Source organism: Streptomyces sp. PsTaAH-124, assembly GCF_000373685.1.
GTDB lineage: Bacteria > Actinomycetota > Actinomycetes > Streptomycetales > Streptomycetaceae > Streptomyces > Streptomyces andamanensis.
The window spans coordinates 91,008-110,452 of sequence record NZ_KB892208.1 but is presented as its reverse complement, the minus strand read 5'-3'; the positions used below and the strand labels follow the sequence as shown (position 1 = coordinate 110,452).

General features: G+C 73.8%; 10 protein-coding genes. 3 read left to right on the top strand and 7 right to left on the bottom strand.

The window, feature by feature from the left end; translation table 11 throughout:
- Positions 1-145 precede the first annotated feature (145 nt).
- From B086_RS0136015 to B086_RS0136000, 4 genes are all read right to left on the bottom strand, one after another.
- Positions 146-1,549 carry a dipeptidase gene (locus B086_RS0136015; RefSeq protein WP_018571298.1) on the bottom strand — a complete coding sequence of 468 codons (1,404 nt, stop codon included), beginning with the start codon at positions 1,547-1,549 and terminating at the stop codon, positions 146-148.
- A 113-nt stretch (positions 1,550-1,662) separates the two neighbouring features.
- The gene (locus B086_RS0136010; RefSeq protein WP_018571297.1) at positions 1,663-5,307 is read right to left on the bottom strand and encodes an ATP-dependent DNA helicase; all 3,645 of its coding nucleotides are present in this window, start codon (positions 5,305-5,307) and stop codon (positions 1,663-1,665) included.
- A gap of 214 nt (positions 5,308-5,521) precedes the next feature.
- On the bottom strand, positions 5,522-8,914 hold the full coding sequence (locus B086_RS0136005; protein ID WP_078531307.1) for an ATP-dependent helicase: 3,393 nt from the start codon (positions 8,912-8,914) through the stop codon (positions 5,522-5,524).
- A 311-nt stretch (positions 8,915-9,225) separates the two neighbouring features.
- Complete coding sequence (locus B086_RS0136000; protein ID WP_018571295.1) at positions 9,226-9,618, bottom strand: MGMT family protein; 393 nt, start codon at positions 9,616-9,618, stop codon at positions 9,226-9,228.
- 185 nt (positions 9,619-9,803) lie between these two features.
- Between B086_RS0136000 and B086_RS0135995 the strand changes: the two genes are divergently transcribed.
- The 3 genes from B086_RS0135995 to B086_RS0135985 all read left to right on the top strand — a co-directional run bounded on the left by B086_RS0135995 (position 9,804) and on the right by B086_RS0135985 (position 16,243).
- A complete protein-coding gene (locus B086_RS0135995) occupies positions 9,804-12,689 on the top strand; it encodes a lysylphosphatidylglycerol synthase transmembrane domain-containing protein (protein WP_018571294.1) in 2,886 nt (961 codons plus the stop codon).
- Between the two features lie 236 nt (positions 12,690-12,925).
- Positions 12,926-14,467: an alpha/beta hydrolase gene (locus B086_RS0135990; protein ID WP_018571293.1), complete on the top strand. Its 1,542-nt coding sequence runs from the start codon at positions 12,926-12,928 to the stop codon at positions 14,465-14,467.
- A gap of 183 nt (positions 14,468-14,650) precedes the next feature.
- On the top strand, positions 14,651-16,243 hold the full coding sequence (locus B086_RS0135985) for an alpha/beta hydrolase (RefSeq protein ID WP_018571292.1): 1,593 nt from the start codon (positions 14,651-14,653) through the stop codon (positions 16,241-16,243).
- A 134-nt stretch (positions 16,244-16,377) separates the two neighbouring features.
- On the opposite strand, the gene moeZ is transcribed toward B086_RS0135985, so the two are convergent.
- The 3 genes from moeZ to B086_RS0135970 form a co-directional block, all read right to left on the bottom strand.
- On the bottom strand, positions 16,378-17,556 hold the full coding sequence (gene moeZ, locus B086_RS0135980; RefSeq protein ID WP_026253133.1) for an adenylyltransferase/sulfurtransferase MoeZ: 1,179 nt from the start codon (positions 17,554-17,556) through the stop codon (positions 16,378-16,380).
- Between the two features lie 63 nt (positions 17,557-17,619).
- The gene (locus tag B086_RS0135975; protein ID WP_018571290.1) at positions 17,620-18,369 is read right to left on the bottom strand and encodes a spherulation-specific family 4 protein; all 750 of its coding nucleotides are present in this window, start codon (positions 18,367-18,369) and stop codon (positions 17,620-17,622) included.
- Positions 18,357-19,319: an NAD-dependent epimerase/dehydratase family protein gene (locus B086_RS0135970; protein ID WP_018571289.1), complete on the bottom strand. Its 963-nt coding sequence runs from the start codon at positions 19,317-19,319 to the stop codon at positions 18,357-18,359. The genes B086_RS0135975 and B086_RS0135970 overlap by 13 nt, the downstream gene beginning before the upstream one ends.
- Positions 19,320-19,445: the final 126 nt, after the last annotated feature.

The window sequence follows — 19,445 nt, the reverse complement described above, 5'->3', positions numbered from 1 at the left end:
AACTCCCCCGGTGCAACGGTTGATTCGGCGGCGGTTCAGCGGGACGGGCGGCAGGAGGGGACCGGTCCGAACGGGGTCCTCGCGGCGCGGGGCGGCGCTTCCAGTGTGCCCCGCGCGCGGCGGTGTCCCGGACGGCGGCGGCAGGTCAGGGCACCTCGCGCCAGTGCTCGGCGAGGTCGCCCCACAGATACGCGCTGGTCTCGACGCCCTTGAACAGAAGATCGAGCTCGACCTTCTCGTCGGGGGCGTGCCAGCCGTCGGAGGGGACGGAGATGCCCAGGAAGAGGACGGGTGCGCCGAGCACCTCCTGGAGGTCGGCGGCCGGTCCCGAGCCGCCCTCGCGGGTGAAGCGGACCGGGGTGCCGAAGGCCCGCTCCATGGCGCGGACGACGGACCTCAGGGCCGGGTGGTCCAGCGGGGTCAGGCAGGGACGCGTGGCCGCGCCGAACACCGTCTCGTGCCGGATCCCCTCGGGCACCTGTGCGTCGATCCAGGCGCGGACCGCCTTCTCGATGTGGTCGGGGTCCTGCCCGGCGACCAGGCGGAACGACAGCTTCACCATCGCGTCGGACGGGATGACCGTCTTGCTGCCGGGGCCCTGGTAGCCGCCGCCGATGCCGTTGACCTCGGCGGTGGGGCGGGCCCAGATGCGCTCCAGCGTGGTGTGCCCGGCCTCGCCGTGGGTGGCGTACGACTTCGCGGTGCGCAGCCACCGCTCCTCGTCGAAGGGCAGCTCGGCGAAGAGTTCGCGTTCACGGTCGGTCAGCTCGACCACGCCGTCGTAGAAGCCGGGGACGGCCACGCGCGCGTGCTCGTCGTGCAGGGCGGCCACGAGACGGGCGGCGGCGGTCGCCGGGTTCGGCACGGCGCCGCCGAAGGAGCCGGAGTGGATGTCCTGGTCCGGGCCAAACAGCCGGATCTCGCACTCGGCGAGCCCGCGCATGCCGGTGCACACCGTGGGGGTGTCCTCGGACCACATGCCGGTGTCGGAGACGATCACGGTGTCGGCGGCGAGCCGGTCTGCCCGCTCCTCGACCAGTGCCCGGAAGTGCGGGGAGCCGGACTCCTCCTCGCCCTCGATCAGCAGCTTGAGGTGGACGGCCGGCGCGGTGGCGCCGGTGGCCGCGAGGTGGGCGCGCACCCCGAGTGTGTGGAAGAACACCTGGCCCTTGTCGTCGGCCGCGCCGCGCGCGTAGAGCCGGTTGTCCCGGACGACCGGCTCGAAGGGCTCGCTGTGCCAGCCGTCCTCGCGGGCGGCGGGCTGTACGTCGTGGTGTCCGTAGACCAGGACCGTGGGGGCGGCCGGGTCGGCGGCGGGCCACTCGGCGAAGACGGCCGGGGCGCCCGGTGTCGGCCAGACCTCGGCGGTGGGGAAGCCGGTGTCCCGGAGCTTGGCGGCGAGCCAGTCGGCGCTGCGCCGTACATCGGGCGCGTGGTCGGGCTGGGCCGACACGGAGGGGATGCGCAGCCACTCGGCGAGGTCGTCGAGGAAGGCGGTGCGGTGCTGCTCGATGTACGTACGGACGACGCTGTCCGGGGTCTGGCTCATGCTCCCGAGCCTATCGGCACTCGGTGCCATCCCGTTCGGGCGGTTCGTCACACTGCGCCGGGACCTCGGTGCCGGTCCGGCTGCCCGTCCGCGGGGCCGCCGCCCGCGTACCCCTACCCGTCCTCGGGCTCGTCCAGCAGGAGTCGTTCCAGCGCGGCCCGGTCCGGCAGGTTCCGCGGTCTGACCACCTCACCGCTGCGGACGTACACGAACGCGGCTCCGACCCGCTCCAGGGGCAGTCCGTGCCGCTCGGCCCAGGCCAGCCGGTACACGGCGAGCTGGAGCGGGTCCGCGGTGTGCGAGTGGTGCGTCTTCCAGTCCACGATCTCGTACGCCGTCGCCTCGCCGTCGCCCTCCTTGTAGACGGCGTCGATCCGGCCGCGGACGACCCGGCCCGCGATCTCCAGCTGGAAGGGTGCCTCGACACGATGGGGGGTGCGGTGGGCGTACTCGGTGCGCTCGAAGGCCTCCTTGAGGGCTTCCAGGTCGCGTTCGTCGGCGATCTCGGTCTCCTCCGCGCCGGGCAGTTCCTCGGGCTCCAGCAGGGGCAGCGTGAGCGCCTCGAAGCGGGTCTCGATCCAGGCGTGGAAGCGGGTGCCCCGGCGTGCGGCGGGTTGCGGGGGGCGCGGCATGGGGCGCGCGAGTTCCGCCGCGAAGGCGTCCGGGTCGGCCGCCAGGCGCAGTAGTTGTGTGGCGGTCAGGGTGGTCGGCAGGAGGACGTCGGTGACGCTCTGCCGGGAACGCCGCAGCTCTCCGGCGAGCGCGTCGAGGTCGCGGTCCCAGGAGGTAACGGTGCGGGCCTCCTCCGGGGTGAGGCGCCGGGGCTGCGGGGGGCTCCCCTGGCCCGGGAGGGTTTCGGGGGCCGGTGCGGCGGTCGGGTGCGGGGGCGGCAGCGGTGCGGCGATGTGCTCGTCCACCGGTGTGACCTGGTGCGGGACGGTGGGGCGGTCCGTGCTCCAGGAGTCCCGGTCACCGGTGTCGCCGGTGTCACCGATTTCACCGGTGCCGCCGGGATCGCTGGGGTCCCCTGGCAGCCTGTAGCCGCCGGGGGCGTCCGCCGCGGGCACGTCCTCGTCGTAGGGCACGTCCTCGTCGTAGGGCGGTTTCTCGTCGTAGGGCGGTTCCTCGTCCTCCGGGGGCGGGGGCCAGTCCGGGTCGTCTGGGGAGTCCGGGTCGTGTACGGCGGCGGCCGGGTGGGCCGGGCCGTCCCCGTGGGCGGCGTCCGCGCGGGGGCCGTCCGCGGCGGCGGGACCGGCGAGACCGGCAAGGCTGTCCAAGTGAGCCAGTACGGTCGCCGCGGCGGCCCGGCGGCGGGCCAGGGCCGTCTCGTCCAGCGGCAGGGGCCACGCCTGGTCGGCGGCACCCTGGTGCAGCGCGGGGTTCTCCTCGTCCTCCCCCGGCTTCTCCGCCCAGACCTCGATCTCGCCGTGCCCGGCCGTGCAGTGGTCGTACAGCGCCTCCAGGAACGCGGAGGGACCGCGGGGCTTCTTCTGGCTCGGGCCCCACCAGTGGCCGGATCCGAGCAGCAGGGAGCGCGGCCGCGTGAAGGTGACGTAGCCGAGGCGCAGCTCCTCGGTGTGCTGGTGGTCCTTCATGGCCTCGTGGAAGGACTTCATGGACCGCGCGTCCCAGTCGTCCACGTCGGGCAGGGTGGCGGCGTCGCCGCGCAGGGCGTGCGGCAGCACCTTGCCCTGGCTGGTCCACTTCTCCCGGCCCTGGCTGCTGGGGAAGGCGCCGGTGACCAGGCCGGGGACCGCCACGACGTCCCACTCCAGGCCCTTGGACCGGTGGGCGGTGAGCACTTTGACGGTGTTCTCGCCGCCGGGCAGCGTGTTGTCGAGGCCCTTCTCGTACTGGGCGGCGGTGCGCAGGAAGCCGAGGAAGGCCAGCAGGGTGGCCTCGCTCTCCTGCGCGGCGAAGGAGGCGGCGACGTCCAGGAAGTTCGAGAGGGTCTCGCGGCGGCGGGCGGCCAGCGCGTGCGGGGACGCCGACAGCTCCACCTCCAGGCCGGTGACGGCCAGCACCCGGTGCAGGACGTCCATCAGCGGGTCGGACAGGGAACGGCGCAGGTCGCGCAGTTCGGCGGCGAGCCGGGCGAAGCGCACGCGCGCGTCCGGCGAGAACGGCAGCCCGTCGTCCTGGCCGTCCGGGGAGCCCTCCAGGAACGTGTCGAGCGCGTCGGCCAGGGAGACCACCTCGGCCGGGTCGACGCCTTCGACCGCCTCGGCGAGCCTGCGGTCCGGGTCGTCGTCGGCGTCCCCGCGCGCGTGGGCGACGAGCAGCCGCGCCCGGCGGCCGAGGAGGGCGAGATCGCGCGGGCCGATCCGCCAGCGCGGGCCGGTCAGCAGCCGCACCAGGGAGGCGTTGGCCCCCGGGTCCTGGAGGACTTCGCACACGGCGACGAGGTCGGCGATCTCGGGCAGGTGGAGCAGCCCGGACAGGCCGACCACCTCGACCGGGACGTCACGGGCGACCAGGGCGCCCTGGATCTCGGCGAAGTCGGTGGCCGTACGGCACAGGACGGCGATCTCGCCGGGTGCCTTCCCGGTGCGCACCAGATGGGCGATCGAGTCGGCGAGCCAGGCGATCTCCTCGGCGTGCGTGGCCAGCAGGGCGCAGCGGACCAGGCCGTCACGCTCGGCGCCGGGGGCCGGGCGGAGGGCTTCCACGCCCGCGTGCATGGCGCGCAGGGGCGCGGCGAGGCCGTTGGCGAGGTCGAGGAGGCGTCCGCCGCTGCGCCGGTTCTCGCTGAGGGCCTGCCGGGCGGCGGGCCGGCCGTCGGCGCGGGTGAAGTGCTCGGGGAAGTCGTCGAGGTTGGCGACGGAGGCTCCGCGCCAGCCGTAGATCGCCTGGCAGGGGTCGCCGACGGCGGTCACGGGGTGGCCGGTGCCCTCGCCGAACAGACCGGCCAGCAGGATGCGCTGGGCGACCGAGGTGTCCTGGTACTCGTCCAGGAGGACCACCCGGAACTCCTCGCGCAGGGCCCGGCCGACCTCCGGGAGACCGGCGAGCCGTGCGGCCAGGGCGATCTGGTCGCCGAAGTCGAGCAGGTCGCGTTCGCGTTTGGCGGCCCGGTAGCGCCCCACCAGTTCGGCCAGATCACGGCGGGCCGCGGCGGTCTCGGGCACCTTGCGCAGGTCGGCGTTGGTGAGCCTGGTGTCCTGGAGGGTGTGCAGCAGCTCCGCGTCCCAGGCGCGCAGGTCCTCGGGGCGTACGAGGTGTTCGGCCAGCTCGCCGTCGAGGGTGAGGAGGTCTCCCACCAGGTCGGGGAAGGAGCGGGTCAGGGCCGGGTAGGGGCCGGACGCCTCGCGCAGCACCCGGGCGGCGAGCTGGTAGCGGCCGGCGTCGGCGAGCAGACGTGTGGTGGGCTCCAGGCCGATGCGCAGGCCGTGGTCGGTCAGGAGGCGGCCCGCGAAGGCGTGGTACGTGGAGATCACCGGTTCGCCCGGCGGGTGGTCCGGGTCGATGGCGTCGGGATCGGTGACACCGGCGCGGACGAGTGCCTTGCGGACGCGCTCGGCCAGCTCACCGGCGGCCTTGTTGGTGAAGGTGAGGCCGAGCACCTGCTCGGGGGCGACCTGACCGGTGCCCACCAGCCAGACCACGCGGGCCGCCATCACGGTGGTCTTGCCCGATCCGGCTCCGGCCACGATCACCTGCGGGGCGGGCGGCGCCACGATGCAGGCCGTCTGCTCCGGGGTGAAGGGGATCCCGAGGAGCTCCTTGAGCTGCTCGGGATCGGTGATACGGGCGGGCACGTCGAAGAGGCTAGCGGCGACCACTGACAACCGTGGCCGCGGCCGCCCTCAGGGTCGGGGAAGCCGCAGGTCAGGCCGGGTGGTGCGATACGTCACCCGGGCACGGAGGAAGCCCCGGACCGGCGGGGTGCCGCCGAACGGGCGGAGTGCACCCGGACGGGCGGGGTGCGCCGGGCAGACGGAGCGCACCGGGCAGGCGGGCGGATCGTCCCGCTCACTCGACGACGTGCCGGCCCTCCGGGCGGGCGCTGCACGAGGCCCGGAAGGCGCAGTGCGCGCAGTGCTGGCCGGTCGTCGGGGTGAAGCGCTCGTCGAGCACCTTCCCGGCGGCGGTGGCCAGCAGGTCGCCGACCCACTCCCCCTCCAGCGGCTCCTGGGCCTGCACCTTGGGCAGGGTCTCGCCGCCGTCCCGCTTGGCCGCGCCCTGGCGGAGCTGGACCAGTTCGGCGCCGCCGGGCTCGGGCCGGGTGCCGTCGAAGGCGTCGTCCACGGCACCCTCGCGGACGGCGAGCTGGTAGACGGCGAGCTGGGGGTGGCGGGCCACCTCGGCTCCGGTGGGCGCCTGCTTGCCGGTCTTGAAGTCGACGACGTAGGCACGGCCGTCCCGGTCGGCCTCCACCCGGTCCATGGAGCCGCGGATGCGCACCTGGTGGTCGCCCGCGCCGAGCGTCACGTCGAAACCGTGCTCGCTGGCCACCGGGGTGCGTCCGGCACGGTCCAGGACGTGCCACTTCAGGAAGCGTTCGAGCGCCACGCGCGCATTGTCCCGTTCCTGCCGCGACTTCCAGGGGGCGTCGAAGGCGAGGGCGTTCCAGACGGTCTCCAGGCGTTCCATCAGGACGGCGAGGTCGGCGGGTGTCCGGCCGGAGGCCACCTCGTCGGCCAGGACGTGCACGACGTTGCCGAATCCCTGGGCGGCGCTGGCCGGTGCGTCGGCCTTCACCTCGCGGCCCAGGAACCACTGGAGGGCGCAGGTGTTGGCGAGCTGGTCGAGGGCGCTGCCGGAGAGCACGACGGGCTGGTCGCGGTCGCGCAGCGGCACCTCGCTCGCGGTCGGCTCGGCCATGCCCCACCAGCGGTAGGGGTGCGCGGAGGGGACCAGGGGGCGGCCGTCCTCGTCACTGAGGGCGGCGAGCCGGGCCAGCCGGTGCGCGGCGGCCTCCCTGAGGGCGTCGGACACGCGCGGGTCGACGGTGGTGGCGCGCAGTTCGGCGACCAGGGCCGCCACGGACAGGGGGCGGCGGGGGCGGCCGGTGACGTCCTTGGGTTCCACGCCGAGCTCGGTCAGGAAGCGCGAGGGCTGGTCGCCGTCGTCGGCGGGGGCCTTCACCGCGGTCACCACCAGCCGTTCACGCGCGCGTGTGGCGGCCACGTAGAAGAGGCGGCGCTCCTCCGCCAGCAGGGCGCCCGGGGGGAGCGGCGCGGCGAGGCCGTCGCGTCCGATGCGGTCGGCCTCCAGCAGGGAGCCGCGGCGCCGCAGGTCAGGCCACAGCCCCTCCTGGACGCCCGCGACGACGACCAGGCGCCACTGGAGGCCCTTGGAGCGGTGCGCCGTCATCAGACGCACCGCGTCGGGTCGTACGGCACGCCGGGTCAGCGTGTCGGCGGCGATGTCCTGGGCGTCGATCTCCTCCAGGAAGTTCAGCGCGCCCCGGCCGCCGGTGCGCTCCTCCGCGCGCGCGGCGGTCGCGAACAGCGCGCAGACGGCGTCCAGGTCCCGGTCGGCGTTGCGTCCCGCGGCGCCGCCGCGCCGGGCGGCCCGCTCCAGCCGCGTGGGCCACGGTGTGCCCTCCCACAGGTCCCACAGGGCCTCCTCGGCGGTGCCGCCGCCCGCGAGGCGCTCCCTGGCCTTCCTGAGCAGCGCGCCCAGGCGCTGGGCGCCACGCGCGTACGCGGGGTCGTGCGTCACCAGGCGCTCCGGTGCGGCCAGGGCGCGGGCGAGCAGTTCGTCCGAGGGCGGCGGCAGATGGTGTCCCGCGGCCCGCTCCTCGTCGCGCAGCGCGCGGCCGAGGCGGCGCAGGTCGGCGGTGTCCATACCGGCGAGCGGCGAGGCGAGCAGGGTCAGCGCGGTCTCGGTGTCCAGCCAGCAGGGCTCCGGGCCGTCCTCGTCCTGACCGCCGTCCGCCCGGCTCCGCCCGCCGTCCCGGTCCCGGCCGTGCTCCGCTGCCGAATCCGGTCCGGACTCCCGTCGGGCCGGGTCCGGGCGCGCCGCCGCTTCGGCCGCCGCCACCGCGCGCAGTGCGGTGAGCAGCGGGGCGACCGCCGGTTCATGGCGCAGCGGCAGGTCGTCGCCGTCGATGTCCAGGGGCACCCCGGCGGCCGTCAGGGCACGGCGCAGGGTCGGTATGGCGCGGGCACCGGCGCGGACCAGTACGGCCATGTCGCTCCACGGGACGCCGTCCTCCAGGTGGGCGCGGCGCAGGATGTCGGCGATGTTGTCCACCTCGGTGCCCGCGGTCGGGTACGTGTGGACCTCGACGCGCCCGCCCTCGTGGACGGGGAGCAGTTCCCGGTGGGCGCGGACCTTGTCGGCCGGGAGCCGGGTGAGGGGCATACGGCGGGTGAGCAGGCGGGTCGCGGTGAGCAGCGCGTCGGCGGAGCGGCGGGAGGTGCGCAGCACGGCGACGGGCGCCGGGCTGCCGTCCGCGCGCGGGAAGGTGTCCGGGAAGTCGAGGATGCCGTTCACGTCGGCGCCGCGGAACGCGTAGATCGACTGGTCGGGGTCGCCGAAGGCGAGCAGGGTGCGGCCGCCCCCCGCCAGGGCGTGCAGCAGCCGCACCTGGGCCGGGTCGGTGTCCTGGTACTCGTCGACGTAGACGATGTCGTACTGGCCGGCGAGCTGCCCGACGACCTCGGGGCGGGCGGCGAGGAGGACCGCGCGGTGGACGAGTTCGGCGTAGTCGAGGACGCCCTGGAGGTCGAGGACGTCGAGGTACTCGGCGAGGAAGGCGGCCGCGGCCTGCCAGTCGGGGCGGCCGGTGCGGCGCGCGAACGCCGCCAGGGCGTCGGGGCCGAGGCCCAGTTCGCGGCTGCGGGCGAGGACGGCGCGGACCTCGTCGGCGAAGCCGCGGGTGGTCAGGCAGGCGCGCAGTTCGTCGGGCCAGCGCACATGGGCCAGGCCCAGCCGCTCCAGGTCGACCTGCCCGGCCAGGAGGTCGCGGACGGTCACGTCCTGCTCGGGTCCGGACAGCAGCCGCAGCGGCTCGGCGAACAGATCGCTGTCCTGGTGGGCGCGGACGAGGGCGTAGCAGAACGAGTGGAAGGTGGTGGCCCGGGGCGCGCGGGCGGCTCCGGTGCGCTGCGCCATGCGGTCGCGCAGTTCCACGGCGGCCTTGCGGCTGAAGGTCAGGACCAGGACGCGTTCGGGGTCCTGGCCGCGGGCGATCCGCGCGGCGACGGACTCGACCAGGGTGGTGGTCTTGCCGGTGCCCGGACCGGCGAGGACGAGCAGCGGACCGCTCCGGTGGTCAACCACGGCACGCTGGGCGGCGTCCAGACGAGGGGGATCCGGTCGGGTGGGCGGGGTACGCACCAGTCGGTGAGCGCCACGGTTCCCCTGCCGCACCTGGGGGTGCGGCAGGCGCCTGGTGGAGGAAGAGGAGCTCACGTGGTTCGCCGGTCCTGGTGGGTGTGCTGGGTGGTGTCACGGACGGCGCGGGGCGCCGTGGCCGCGGGTGCGGCCCGCCGGTCGTGGCGGGCGGTGGCCTCGGGGTGAGGGGGACGCGCTGGGGCGACGCTACGCCCGCCACCGCCCTGGAGGCCGGGCTTCCGTTTCTTCCCGTACGCCTCACCGGGCACCGCGGGCACCGCCGTCACGGGTGTCCCCCACTGCACGAACGTACGGCATTGCCCGCCGGTGCCCGGATTCGCCCGTACGGGTTCCGGGCTCCCCACGGGCCCGCCGGATGGCGGAAGCTGTCAGGTGTGACCCTGCGCACGTCCACCGCTGTCGCCGTCCCAGCGGGCCCGCCTCATGTCGAGCCGGGGCAGGTGGCCCTCGGCCGCCCGGCCCGCCTCCCGCAGTGGTGTGCCCTCGGAGCGGTAGTGGGCGAGCGCGCGCAGTTCGTGGCCCGGGAGCAGGGTGCCGTCCGCGCGGACGACCCGCCACCAGGGGACGGCGCCGCCGTAGAGCGCCATGACGCGCCCCACCTGGCGGGGTCCGCCCTCCTCCAGCCACTCGGCGACGTCCCCGTACGTCATGACCCGGCCCGCCGGGATCCCCTCGGCGACCTCCAGGACCCGCTCGGCGTACTCGGGCAGCTCCTGTGGGCCGCCGGGCCCCTCGCCGCCGGGAAAGCTCACTTCGCTCATCCCAGCCATCCTGCCGCACACCACCGACAGCGCGGCGGGGTCCCCGCGAACCGGCCGCCTCGCTCGCGGGCGGCGCGTGGGGCAGACTGTCGGACCCGCATATGCACCCTGATGCCCCCGTGTGTCGGCGGGGCATGCCACCATCGTGCGGGCGGTGACCGGTGATACGAGACCAAGAAGAGACGATGAATCAGCAGGGTGTGCACCCCGACGACGCGGAGGGCACCTCTGGGGTCTCGTCGCGCCCGGACGCCGACCGTGCCGACCGTGCCGACCAAGTCAGCCGTGCCGAACATGCCGATCCCGCCGACCCCGCCGGTCACAAGGACTCCGCCGAGGACCCCGCGAAGGGAACGGACGCGGCGCAGGACCGGCCCGACGAGAGTGCCGACGTGGCCCACATCGACGAACTGGAGGGTGACGAGCCGCTGCTCCCCGCGCGCGTGCACCGTCCTTCGGACCTGATGCGGCTGCTCGTGGGCGTGCTCGCCATCGCCGTCCTGCTCGCCGTCGCCGCGTTCGCGCACGGCACCACCTCCGGCCTCGAACAGGACATCAACAAGGGCACGGGGCAGGCCCCCGACCTGCTCATCAAGATCGCCGGGCTGGTGTCCAGCATCGCGATCCTGCTGGTCCCGGTCGCCTTCGCGATCGAACGGCTGATCAAACGCGACGGACTGCGGATCGCGGACGGTGTCCTCGCGGCGGTCCTGGCACACGGGGTGACGCTCGCCACCGACCTGTGGGTGGCCAAGGCCGCCCCGGGCTCGATCCAGGACGCCCTCACCCAGCCCTCCCCCGGCAATCTGCACGCGCTGACCGACCCGGTCCACGGCTATCTCGCCCCGGTCATCGCGTACATGACGGCGGTCGGCATGTCCCGCAGGCCGCGCTGGCGTTCGGTGCTGTGGATCGTGCTGCTGCTCGACGCCTTCTCCATGCTGGTCACCGGGTACACGACACCGTTCTCGATCATCCTGACGGTGCTGATCGGCTGGTCCATCGCCTACGGCACGCTGTACGCGGTCGGCTCACCGAACGTCCGCCCCACCGGACGGACCCTGATGGCGGGGCTCCAGACCGTCGGCTTCCACCCGGTGAGCGCGGCCCGCCAGGAGGCCGCGGAGACCACCGCGGACAACGGCGACCGCGGCCGGCGCTACTTCGTCACCCTGGAGGACGGCCCGCCGCTGGACGTCACGGTCGTCGACCGCGAGCAGCAGGCGCAGGGCTTCTTCTACCGGCTGTGGCGCAACATCACCCTGCGCGGATTCGCGACCCGCAGCAGCCTCCAGTCGCTGCGCCAGGCGCTGGAGCAGGAGGCGCTCCTCGCCTACGCGGCCATCGCGGCCGGTGCCAACGCGCCCAAGCTGATCGCGACCTCCGAGCTGGGCCCCGACGCCGTGATGCTCGTCTACGAGCACACCGGCGGGCGCACCCTCGACTCGCTGCCCGACGAGAAGATCACCGACGAGCTGCTGCGCCTCGCCTGGCAGCAGGTGCGGGCCCTACAGTCCCGGCGCATCGCGCACCGCAGGCTGTCGGGTGACGCGATCGTGGTGGATCGTTCCGGCAAGGTGATCCTGACCGATCTGCGCGGCGGGGAGATCGCCGCGGGCGATCTGCTGCTGCGCATGGACGTCGCCCAGCTGGTGACGACGCTCGGCCTGCGGGTGGGCGCCGAGCGCGCCGTCGCCTCCGCGGTGGACGTCCTGGGGCCGGACGCGGTCGCCGACTGCCTGCCCATGCTCCAGCCCATCGCCCTGACCCGCTCCACCCGTGCCACCTTGCGCCGGCTCGCGCGGGAGCGCGCGCAGCGGGAGCGCGACGCGGTCCTGGAGGCGTCCCGGCAGGCCAAGCAGACCCGCCTGGAGCACGCCGCGCAGAGCGCCGACATCGGCGCCGACGCCGGGGCCCCGCCCGGTGTCGTCCTGGACAAGCCGGAGGCGGCGGACCGGAACAAGCCGGACAAGAAGCAGGACAAGCAGGGCAAGAAGGCCGAGCGTGCCGAGGCACGGGCGGAGAAGCGGGCCATCGAGGAGGCCATAGACGGGGCCCGCGAGGACGACCTGCTGACCCAGATCCGCCACCAGGTGCTGCGGATCAGGCCGCAGGCCCCGGTGGAGCCGGCCCGGCTGGAGCGCGTACGGCCGCGCACCCTGATCAGCTTCATCGCCGGTGCCATCGGCGCGTACTACCTGCTGACGCAGCTCACGCACATCGAGTTCAACACGCTCTTCGCGCACGCCCAGTGGGGCTGGCTGGCGGCGGCGGTGGCGTTCTCGGCGCTCAGCTATGTGGCGGCGGCGATGGCGCTGCTGGGGTTCGTGCCGGAGCGGGTGCCGTTCGTACGGACGGTGGCCGCCCAGGTCGCCGGGTCGTTCGTGAAGATCGTGGCACCAGCCGCGGTGGGCGGTGTGGCCCTGAACACGCGCTTCTTGCAGCGCGCGGGCGTACGCCCGGGGCTCGCGGTGGCGAGTGTGGGCGCGTCCCAGCTGTTCGGGCTCGGCTGCCACATCCTGATGCTGCTGTCCTTCGGCTATCTGACCGGTACGGAGAAGACACCGTCGCTGTCGCCGTCCCGGACGGTGATCGCCGGGCTGCTGACGGTCGCGGTGCTCGTACTGGTGGTCACCTCGGTGCCGTTCCTGCGGAAGTTCGTGGTCACGCGCGTGCGGTCGCTCTTCGCGGGGGTCGTGCCGCGCATGCTGGACGTGCTCCAGCGCCCGCAGAAGCTCGTCACCGGCATCGGCGGCATGCTGCTGCTCACCGCCTGCTTCGTGATGTGCCTGGACGCCTCCATCCGGGCGTTCGGCGACGAGTCGACCTCGCTCAGCATCGCGAGCGTGGCCGTGGTCTTCCTTGCCGGCAACGCCCTCGGCTCCGCCGCCCCGACGCCTGGCGGGGTGGGCGCGGTCGAGGCCACGCTCACCGTCGGTCTGATCGCGGTGGGGCTGCCCAAGGAGGTGGCCGCACCGGCGGTGCTGATGTTCCGGCTGCTGACGCTCTGGCTACCGGTGCTGCCGGGGTGGCTGGCCTTCAACCATCTGACGCGCAAGGGCGCCCTGTAGGGACGACACGCAGAGGCGCCCTGTAGGGACACGGCGGGCTCGCGGCCTCAGGGGTGTACGGCGGTGTGGCGGGACCCGGAGAGCGGTGTGGCGGGGCCCGGAGAAGGGTACGGCGGGGCCCGGGAGAAGTGTGGGTTCCGCCGTCACGGAAGGACTTCTTCCGGTGTGCGGGCCGCACATACCCCGGACGGCACACGCCCCGCGCGGGAGTGCGCCCGCGGCATGAGGATGGAGCCATGCCGAACCCGCGCGGGCCGCGTGCTGCCGCCCTGACCGCAACCGCCGTGCTGCTGGCCGCCCTGCTGGCGGGATGCGGCGACGAGAGACCAGGGAGCGGGGACCTGACCGCCCAGAAGCTCGACTGGACGGACTGTCCGGCCCCGGCCGTGTCCGAGGGCGGCGGCACGGCACCCTCCCCGCTGCCGGACGGCGGCACCTGGCAGTGCGCCACCATGAAGGCACCGCTGGACTGGAGCAGGCCCCGGGGGGACACGATCGGCATCGCGCTGATCCGCGCGCGGGCGGCCGGACCGGGCGAGCGCATCGGCTCACTGATCTTCAACTTCGGCGGCCCCGGCGGCTCCGGGGTGAGCACCCTGCCCTCGTTCGCGCAGGACTACGCCCCCCTGCGCACGCGATACGACCTGGTCAGCTTCGATCCGCGCGGGGTGGGGCGCAGCGCGGGTGTCCGATGCGAGAGCGACGCTCAGCTCGACCGGTACTTCCAGCAGGACGCGACACCGGACGACGCCGCCGAGCGCGCCACGTTCCTGAAGAACACCGAGCAGTTCAACGCGGCGTGCGAGAAGAACTCCGCGCGGGTCCTCCCGCATGTGCGCACGACCGACGCGGCCCGCGACATGGACCTCATGCGGCAGGTCCTGGGCGACGCCCGGCTGCACTACTTCGGCATCTCCTACGGCACCGAACTGGGCGGCGTCTACGCCCACCTCTTCCCCGGGCACGTGGGCCGGGCCGTCCTCGACGCGGTCGTCGACCCGACGCAGACGCCCGAGCAGAGTTCGCTCGGGCAGGCCAAGGGGTTCCAGCTGGCCATGGACAACTTCGCGCACGACTGCGTCACGAAGTCCAAGTGCCCCGTCGGCACCACCGCCCAGGACGTCGAGAACCGCGTCGCCGCCCTGCTCAAGAAGCTCGACGCCAAGCCGATCCCCGGCATCTTCCCGCGGCTGCTGACCCAGACGGCCGCGACCAACGGCATCGCCCAGGCCCTGTACTCCAAGGATCTGTGGGGGCCGCTCACCGAGGCCCTGGAGCAGGCCTACGCCGGTGACGGCAGGATCCTCATGCTGTTGTCCGACGCGATGAACGGCCGCACCGAGAACGGTGAGTACAGCAATCTCACCGCGGCGAACGTGGCCATCAACTGCTCCGACGAGAAGCAGCGCTACGACACGGCGTACGTGCAGCGCAAGCTGCCCGAGTTCCGGGCCGCCTCCCCGCTGTTCGGGGACTTCCTGGCCTGGGGCATGCTCAGTTGCGCCGACTGGCCGGTGCCCGGCGCCGCCGATCACCCGGACGTGAGCGCGCCCGGCTCGGCGCCGATCCTGGTCGTGGGCAACACCGGCGACCCGGCCACGCCGTACGAGGGCGCGCGGAAGATGGTGGAGGCGCTGGGGCGGGGCGTCGGCGTGGAGCTGACCTACAAGGGCCAGGGCCACGGCGCCTACAACAGCGGCGACAAGTGCGTGCAGAGCGCGGTGAACGGCTACCTGCTCGACGGCAGGGTACCGGCGGCCGGGACGGTCTGCGCCTAGCCGCCACCCTCGTCCCCGGATCGGAGAATCCCGGACCGTCAAGCCATAAAATCCCAGGTCAGAGCGTTATCCACAGGCTTCCCCCGGTTGATCTCGATCCGCCTACCATGGCCTGACTGCTTCCCGCGGGCCGATCCGCGGAAGTGCGTGGGAGCGCGTGGGTGCGCATGAGGGGGATGCGGCATGGGACGTCTGGCACGGTGGGCGGCGGCGGCCGCCGCCACGGCGCTGCTGGCCGGGTGCGGTGGACCGGACGGCGCGGGCGGGGACCCGGGCAAGGGACGGCCGGATCCACGAACCGGCGCCTCGTCAACGGCCGACGCGTCGTCACCGGGCACCTCCTCGGCAACAGGCGCGGGCGGGGCCGGGGACGCCTCGGCGCTGCCCTCCTCCCTGACGTCCCAGCAGCTCGTCTGGGGCCGCTGCGAGCCCACCGCCGGTTCCCCGGCGCCGGGCCGCGACTGGCAGTGCGCCACGCTCAGGGCGCCGCTGGACTGGTCCCGTCCCGGCGGCGAGACCATCGGCCTCGCCCTGATCCGCGCCGGGGCCACCGGCGAGCGCACCGGCTCCCTGCTGTTCAACTTCGGCGGCCCCGGCGGCTCGGGCGTACAGACGCTCCCGGCGTACGCCTCCACGGTGAGCACCCTCCGCCGACGGTACGACCTGGTGAGCTGGGACCCGCGCGGCGTCGGCGCCGACGAGGGCGTCCGCTGCCGCGACGACCGCGGGATCCAGGCCGCCGAGGCCATCGACACGACACCCGACACTCCGGCCGAGGAACAGGCGTACCTGCGGGACGCGGCCGACTTCGCCCGGGGCTGCGCCAAGGCGGCCGGAAAGCTCCTCGCGCATGTCTCGACGACCGACACGGCCCGCGACATGGACCTGATGCGCCAGGTCCTCGGCGACCGCCGGATGCACTACTTCGGCATCTCCTACGGCACCGAGCTGGGCGGCGTCTACGCCCATCTGTTCCCCGGGCACGTCGGGCGGATCGTGCTGGACGCGGTGGTCGACCCGACGGCCGACACGGTGGGCCACGCGCTGAACCAGACCCGGGGCTTCCAGCGGGCGCTGGACGACTATCTGAAGTCCACCGGCCAGGACCCCGCGCGGGGATCACGCCGGATCGCGGACCTGCTGGCGCGGATCGACGCGAAGCCGCTGCCCACCGCCTCGGGACGGAAGCTGACGCAGACGCTCGCCCTGACCGGCATCGTCCTGCCGCTGTACAGCAGGGACAGCTGGCCGAGGCTGACCGCTGCGCTCGCCGCCGCGCAGCGGGGCGACGGGACGGGACTGCTGGCGTCGGCCGACGCCTACAACGACCGCGACGCCTCGGGGCACTACGGCACGACGACCCATGCGCAACGGGTCATATCGTGCCTGGACGACAGGCAGCGGCCCACGCCGGAGGAGGCGAAGCGGCGGCTGCCCGAGTTCGAGCGGATCTCCCCCGTGTTCGGTGCCTTCATGAGCTGGGACACGGCGGGCTGGTGCCACGACTGGCCGGTGGCCGGGCAGTACGACACCCCGCGGGTCGGTGCGCCGGGCGCGGCGCCGATCCTCGTGGTCGGCAACACCGGCGACCCGGCGACCCCCTACGAGGGCGCCCGCAAGATGGCGGACGGACTCGGCAAGGGCGTCGGCGTGGAGCTGACCTGGAAGGGCGAGGGCCACGGCGCGTACGGCAGTGGCAGCGACTGCGTGGACTCGACGGTCGACGCCTATCTGCTGGAGGGCACGGTGCCGAGGGACGGCACGGTCTGCTCCTGACCGCGCTGCCCGCCGCGCGGTCCGCGGGGCGGGCGGCGGGGCGGGGAGCCGGGTGGAACGACACGAGCCCATGGCGCCCGCCGTGGGCGGGGGCCATGGGCTCGTACTGCCGGTCCGGTCGCCCGGAGTCCGGCTCAGTAGACCGGCTTGCTCGGTTCGATCTGGTTGACCCAGCCGATCACGCCGCCGCCGACGTGCACGGCGTCCGAGAAGCCCGCGGACTTCAGCACGGCGAGGACTTCCGCACTGCGGACACCCGTCTTGCAGTTCAGGACGATCTTCTTGTCCTGCGGCAGCCCCTCCAGGGCGGTGCCCATGAGGAACTCGTTCTTCGGGATCAGCCGGGCGCCGGGGATGGAGACGATCTCGAACTCGTTCGGCTCGCGCACATCGATGATCTCGATGTTCTCGCCGTCGTCGATCCACTCCTTGAGCTGCTTGGGAGTGATCGTGGAGTCGGCCGCCGCCGCCTGGGCCTCCTCGGAGACGACGCCGCAGAAGGCCTCGTAGTCGATGAGTTCCGTGACGGTCGGGTTCTCGCCGCAGACCGCGCAGTCGGGGTCCTTGCGGACCTTGACCTGGCGGTACTGCATCTCCAGGGCGTCGTAGATCATCAGTCGGCCGACCAGCGGCTCGCCGATGCCAGCGAGGAGCTTGATGGCCTCGTTGACCTGGATGGAGCCGATGGACGCGCACAGCACGCCCAGCACGCCGCCCTCGGCGCAGGAGGGGACCATGCCGGGGGGCGGGGGCTCCGGGTAGAGGCAGCGGTAGCAGGGACCGTGCTCGGACCAGAACACCGAGGCCTGGCCGTCGAAGCGGTAGATCGAACCCCACACGTACGGCTTGTTGAGCAGCACGCACGCGTCGTTGACCAGGTAGCGGGTCGCGAAGTTGTCCGTGCCGTCGACGATCAGGTCGTACTGGCTGAAGATGTCCATCACGTTGTCGGCCTCGAGCCGCTCCTGGTGAAGGACCACGTTCACGTACGGGTTGATGCCCTGGACGGTGTCACGCGCGGACTCGGCCTTGGAGCGGCCGATGTCGGCCTGGCTGTGGATGACCTGGCGTTGCAGGTTCGACTCGTCGACCTCGTCGAACTCCACGATGCCGAGCGTGCCGACGCCCGCGGCGGCCATGTACATCAGCGCCGGCGAGCCCAGGCCGCCGGCGCCCACACAGAGCACCTTGGCGTTCTTCAGCCGCTTCTGCCCGTCCATCCCCACATCGGGGATGATCAGGTGGCGGGAGTACCTGCGGACCTCGTCTACGGTGAGCTCAGGAGCTGGCTCGACCAGGGGTGGCAGCGACACGGGGACTCCGTTGGTCGGTCAATCACTACGGTTGTTCTCCCCGTAACACTGCCACGGCCTTCTTCATTCCGAGACACCTGTTCCGACCAGCGAGACAATATCGTCCCAGTAGCCGGGCAGGCCCTCCCAGGGGGCCCGTCGGCCGCCGTGGTCCGTGCGGTCGGTGAACCAGATCGTGGCCGCGCCCTGCCAGCGGGCGACGCGCAGCGCCTCGTCCAGATGACCGCGCGGAACACCGTGCACCAAGTGGCAGAACCGCTCGGGCGGATGGTCCGCGGTCCACTCGGCGGTCTGCGAGAAGCGGTAGTCGCTCCACGGCCCGTCGAAGGTCACCAACTGCTCGGCGTACTCGGCGTATCCGGGGTACGGAGGGGTGCCGTGCCCGAGGACGAGGTGGGCGTCGGCGCGCAGGGCCCGCAGCGAGGTGATCGTGCGGCGGGTCTCGGGCAGCCCCGCGCGGCTCGCGGGGCAGCGGTCCAGGAGGAAGCCGTCGACCTGGTACCACTCCAGGTACCGGTGCGCGTCGGCGATCAGTTCCCCCCGGGGCCGGGTGCCCCGGAGCAGGTCGAGGCGGCCGAGGACCCGGACGCCCGCGTTGCGCAGCCGCCCGGCCGCCTCCAGGCAGCGCGGGTCGGGCCGGACGCCGGGACCGTCGGCGACGTCGAGGACCGTCCAGTGCAGGGGCGTCCCGGGCCGGGTGAGCGCGTTCCACTCGGCGGGGGCGAGCAGGGGGTGCGCGCAGCCGGGGACACCGAGTCCTGCGCGGACCGCGGTCCGGGAGCCGCCTGCCGCAGTGCCGGTCAGATACGGCATGCGGCCTCCATCCAGATGTCGGCCAGCGACTCCTCCAGGCTGATCCGGGGGCGCCAGCCGAGCCGGTCGCGCGCGGTGCGCACATCGGCCTGCTGCCAGCCGCCGCAGCCGTCGGGGTACGGGTACGCGACCGGCGCCGGATGGTCGGGGTCGCTGCGCGGGTGGCCGATGGTGGGCCGCAGATGGCCGCCGGGCGGGCCGTCGAGTTCGTGGAGGGCGCCACCGTATCCGGCCACACGCGCCAGGACCGACGCGGCGTCCCGCAGCCGGACCGCGCGGCCGGAGCCGATGTTGATGACCCCCTGGGCGGCCGAGAGGGAGGCGGCGTGCACGGCGCGGGCCACGTCGCGGACGTCGACGAAGTCCCGCTGGGCGCCGAGGCCCGCGAGTTTGAGGTCGCCGTCGCCGGACTGCATGGCGCGGCGCATGGCCTCGGCGAGCCGGCCGAGCGGGGAGCCCGCCGGGGTACCGGGACCGGCGGGCGAGAAGACGCGGAGCACGACGGCGTCCAGGCCGGAGCCGAGGACGAGTTCGGTCGCGGCGAGTTTGCTGACCCCGTACGGGCCGCCGGGGCGGGGGACGGCGTCCTCGGCGGTGGAGGAACCGGGCTGGCTGGGGCCGTACTCGGCGCCGCAGCCGATCTGCACCAGACGGGCCCCGCACCCGCTGCGGCGCAGCGCCTCGCAGACGGTGGCGACCGCGACGGTGTTGTGCCGGGTGAGTTCGCGGGCACCGCCCCGGGTGGCACCGGCGCAGTTGACGACGACGCCCGGGTGGACGGCGTCCAGGAAGCGGGTGAGCGCTCCCGGGCTGCCCGTGGCGAGGTCGAAGCGGACGTCGGCGTCGTCGCCGCGGCCGAGTGCGGTGAGCTGGACGGCCGGGTCGGCGAGCAGGCGGTCGGCGACGAAGCGGCCGAGGTATCCGCCTGCTCCGATCAGCAGAACCCTCATCGGGCGGCTCCCGGGGTGTGCGCTCCGGTGGCTCCGGAAGCTCCGGACGCTCCGGATCGGGCGGTGGTCATCTGGTGTTCTCCTTCAGGGGGGTGGTGCGGTGGGCTCCGGCGGCGGGGCCGGACG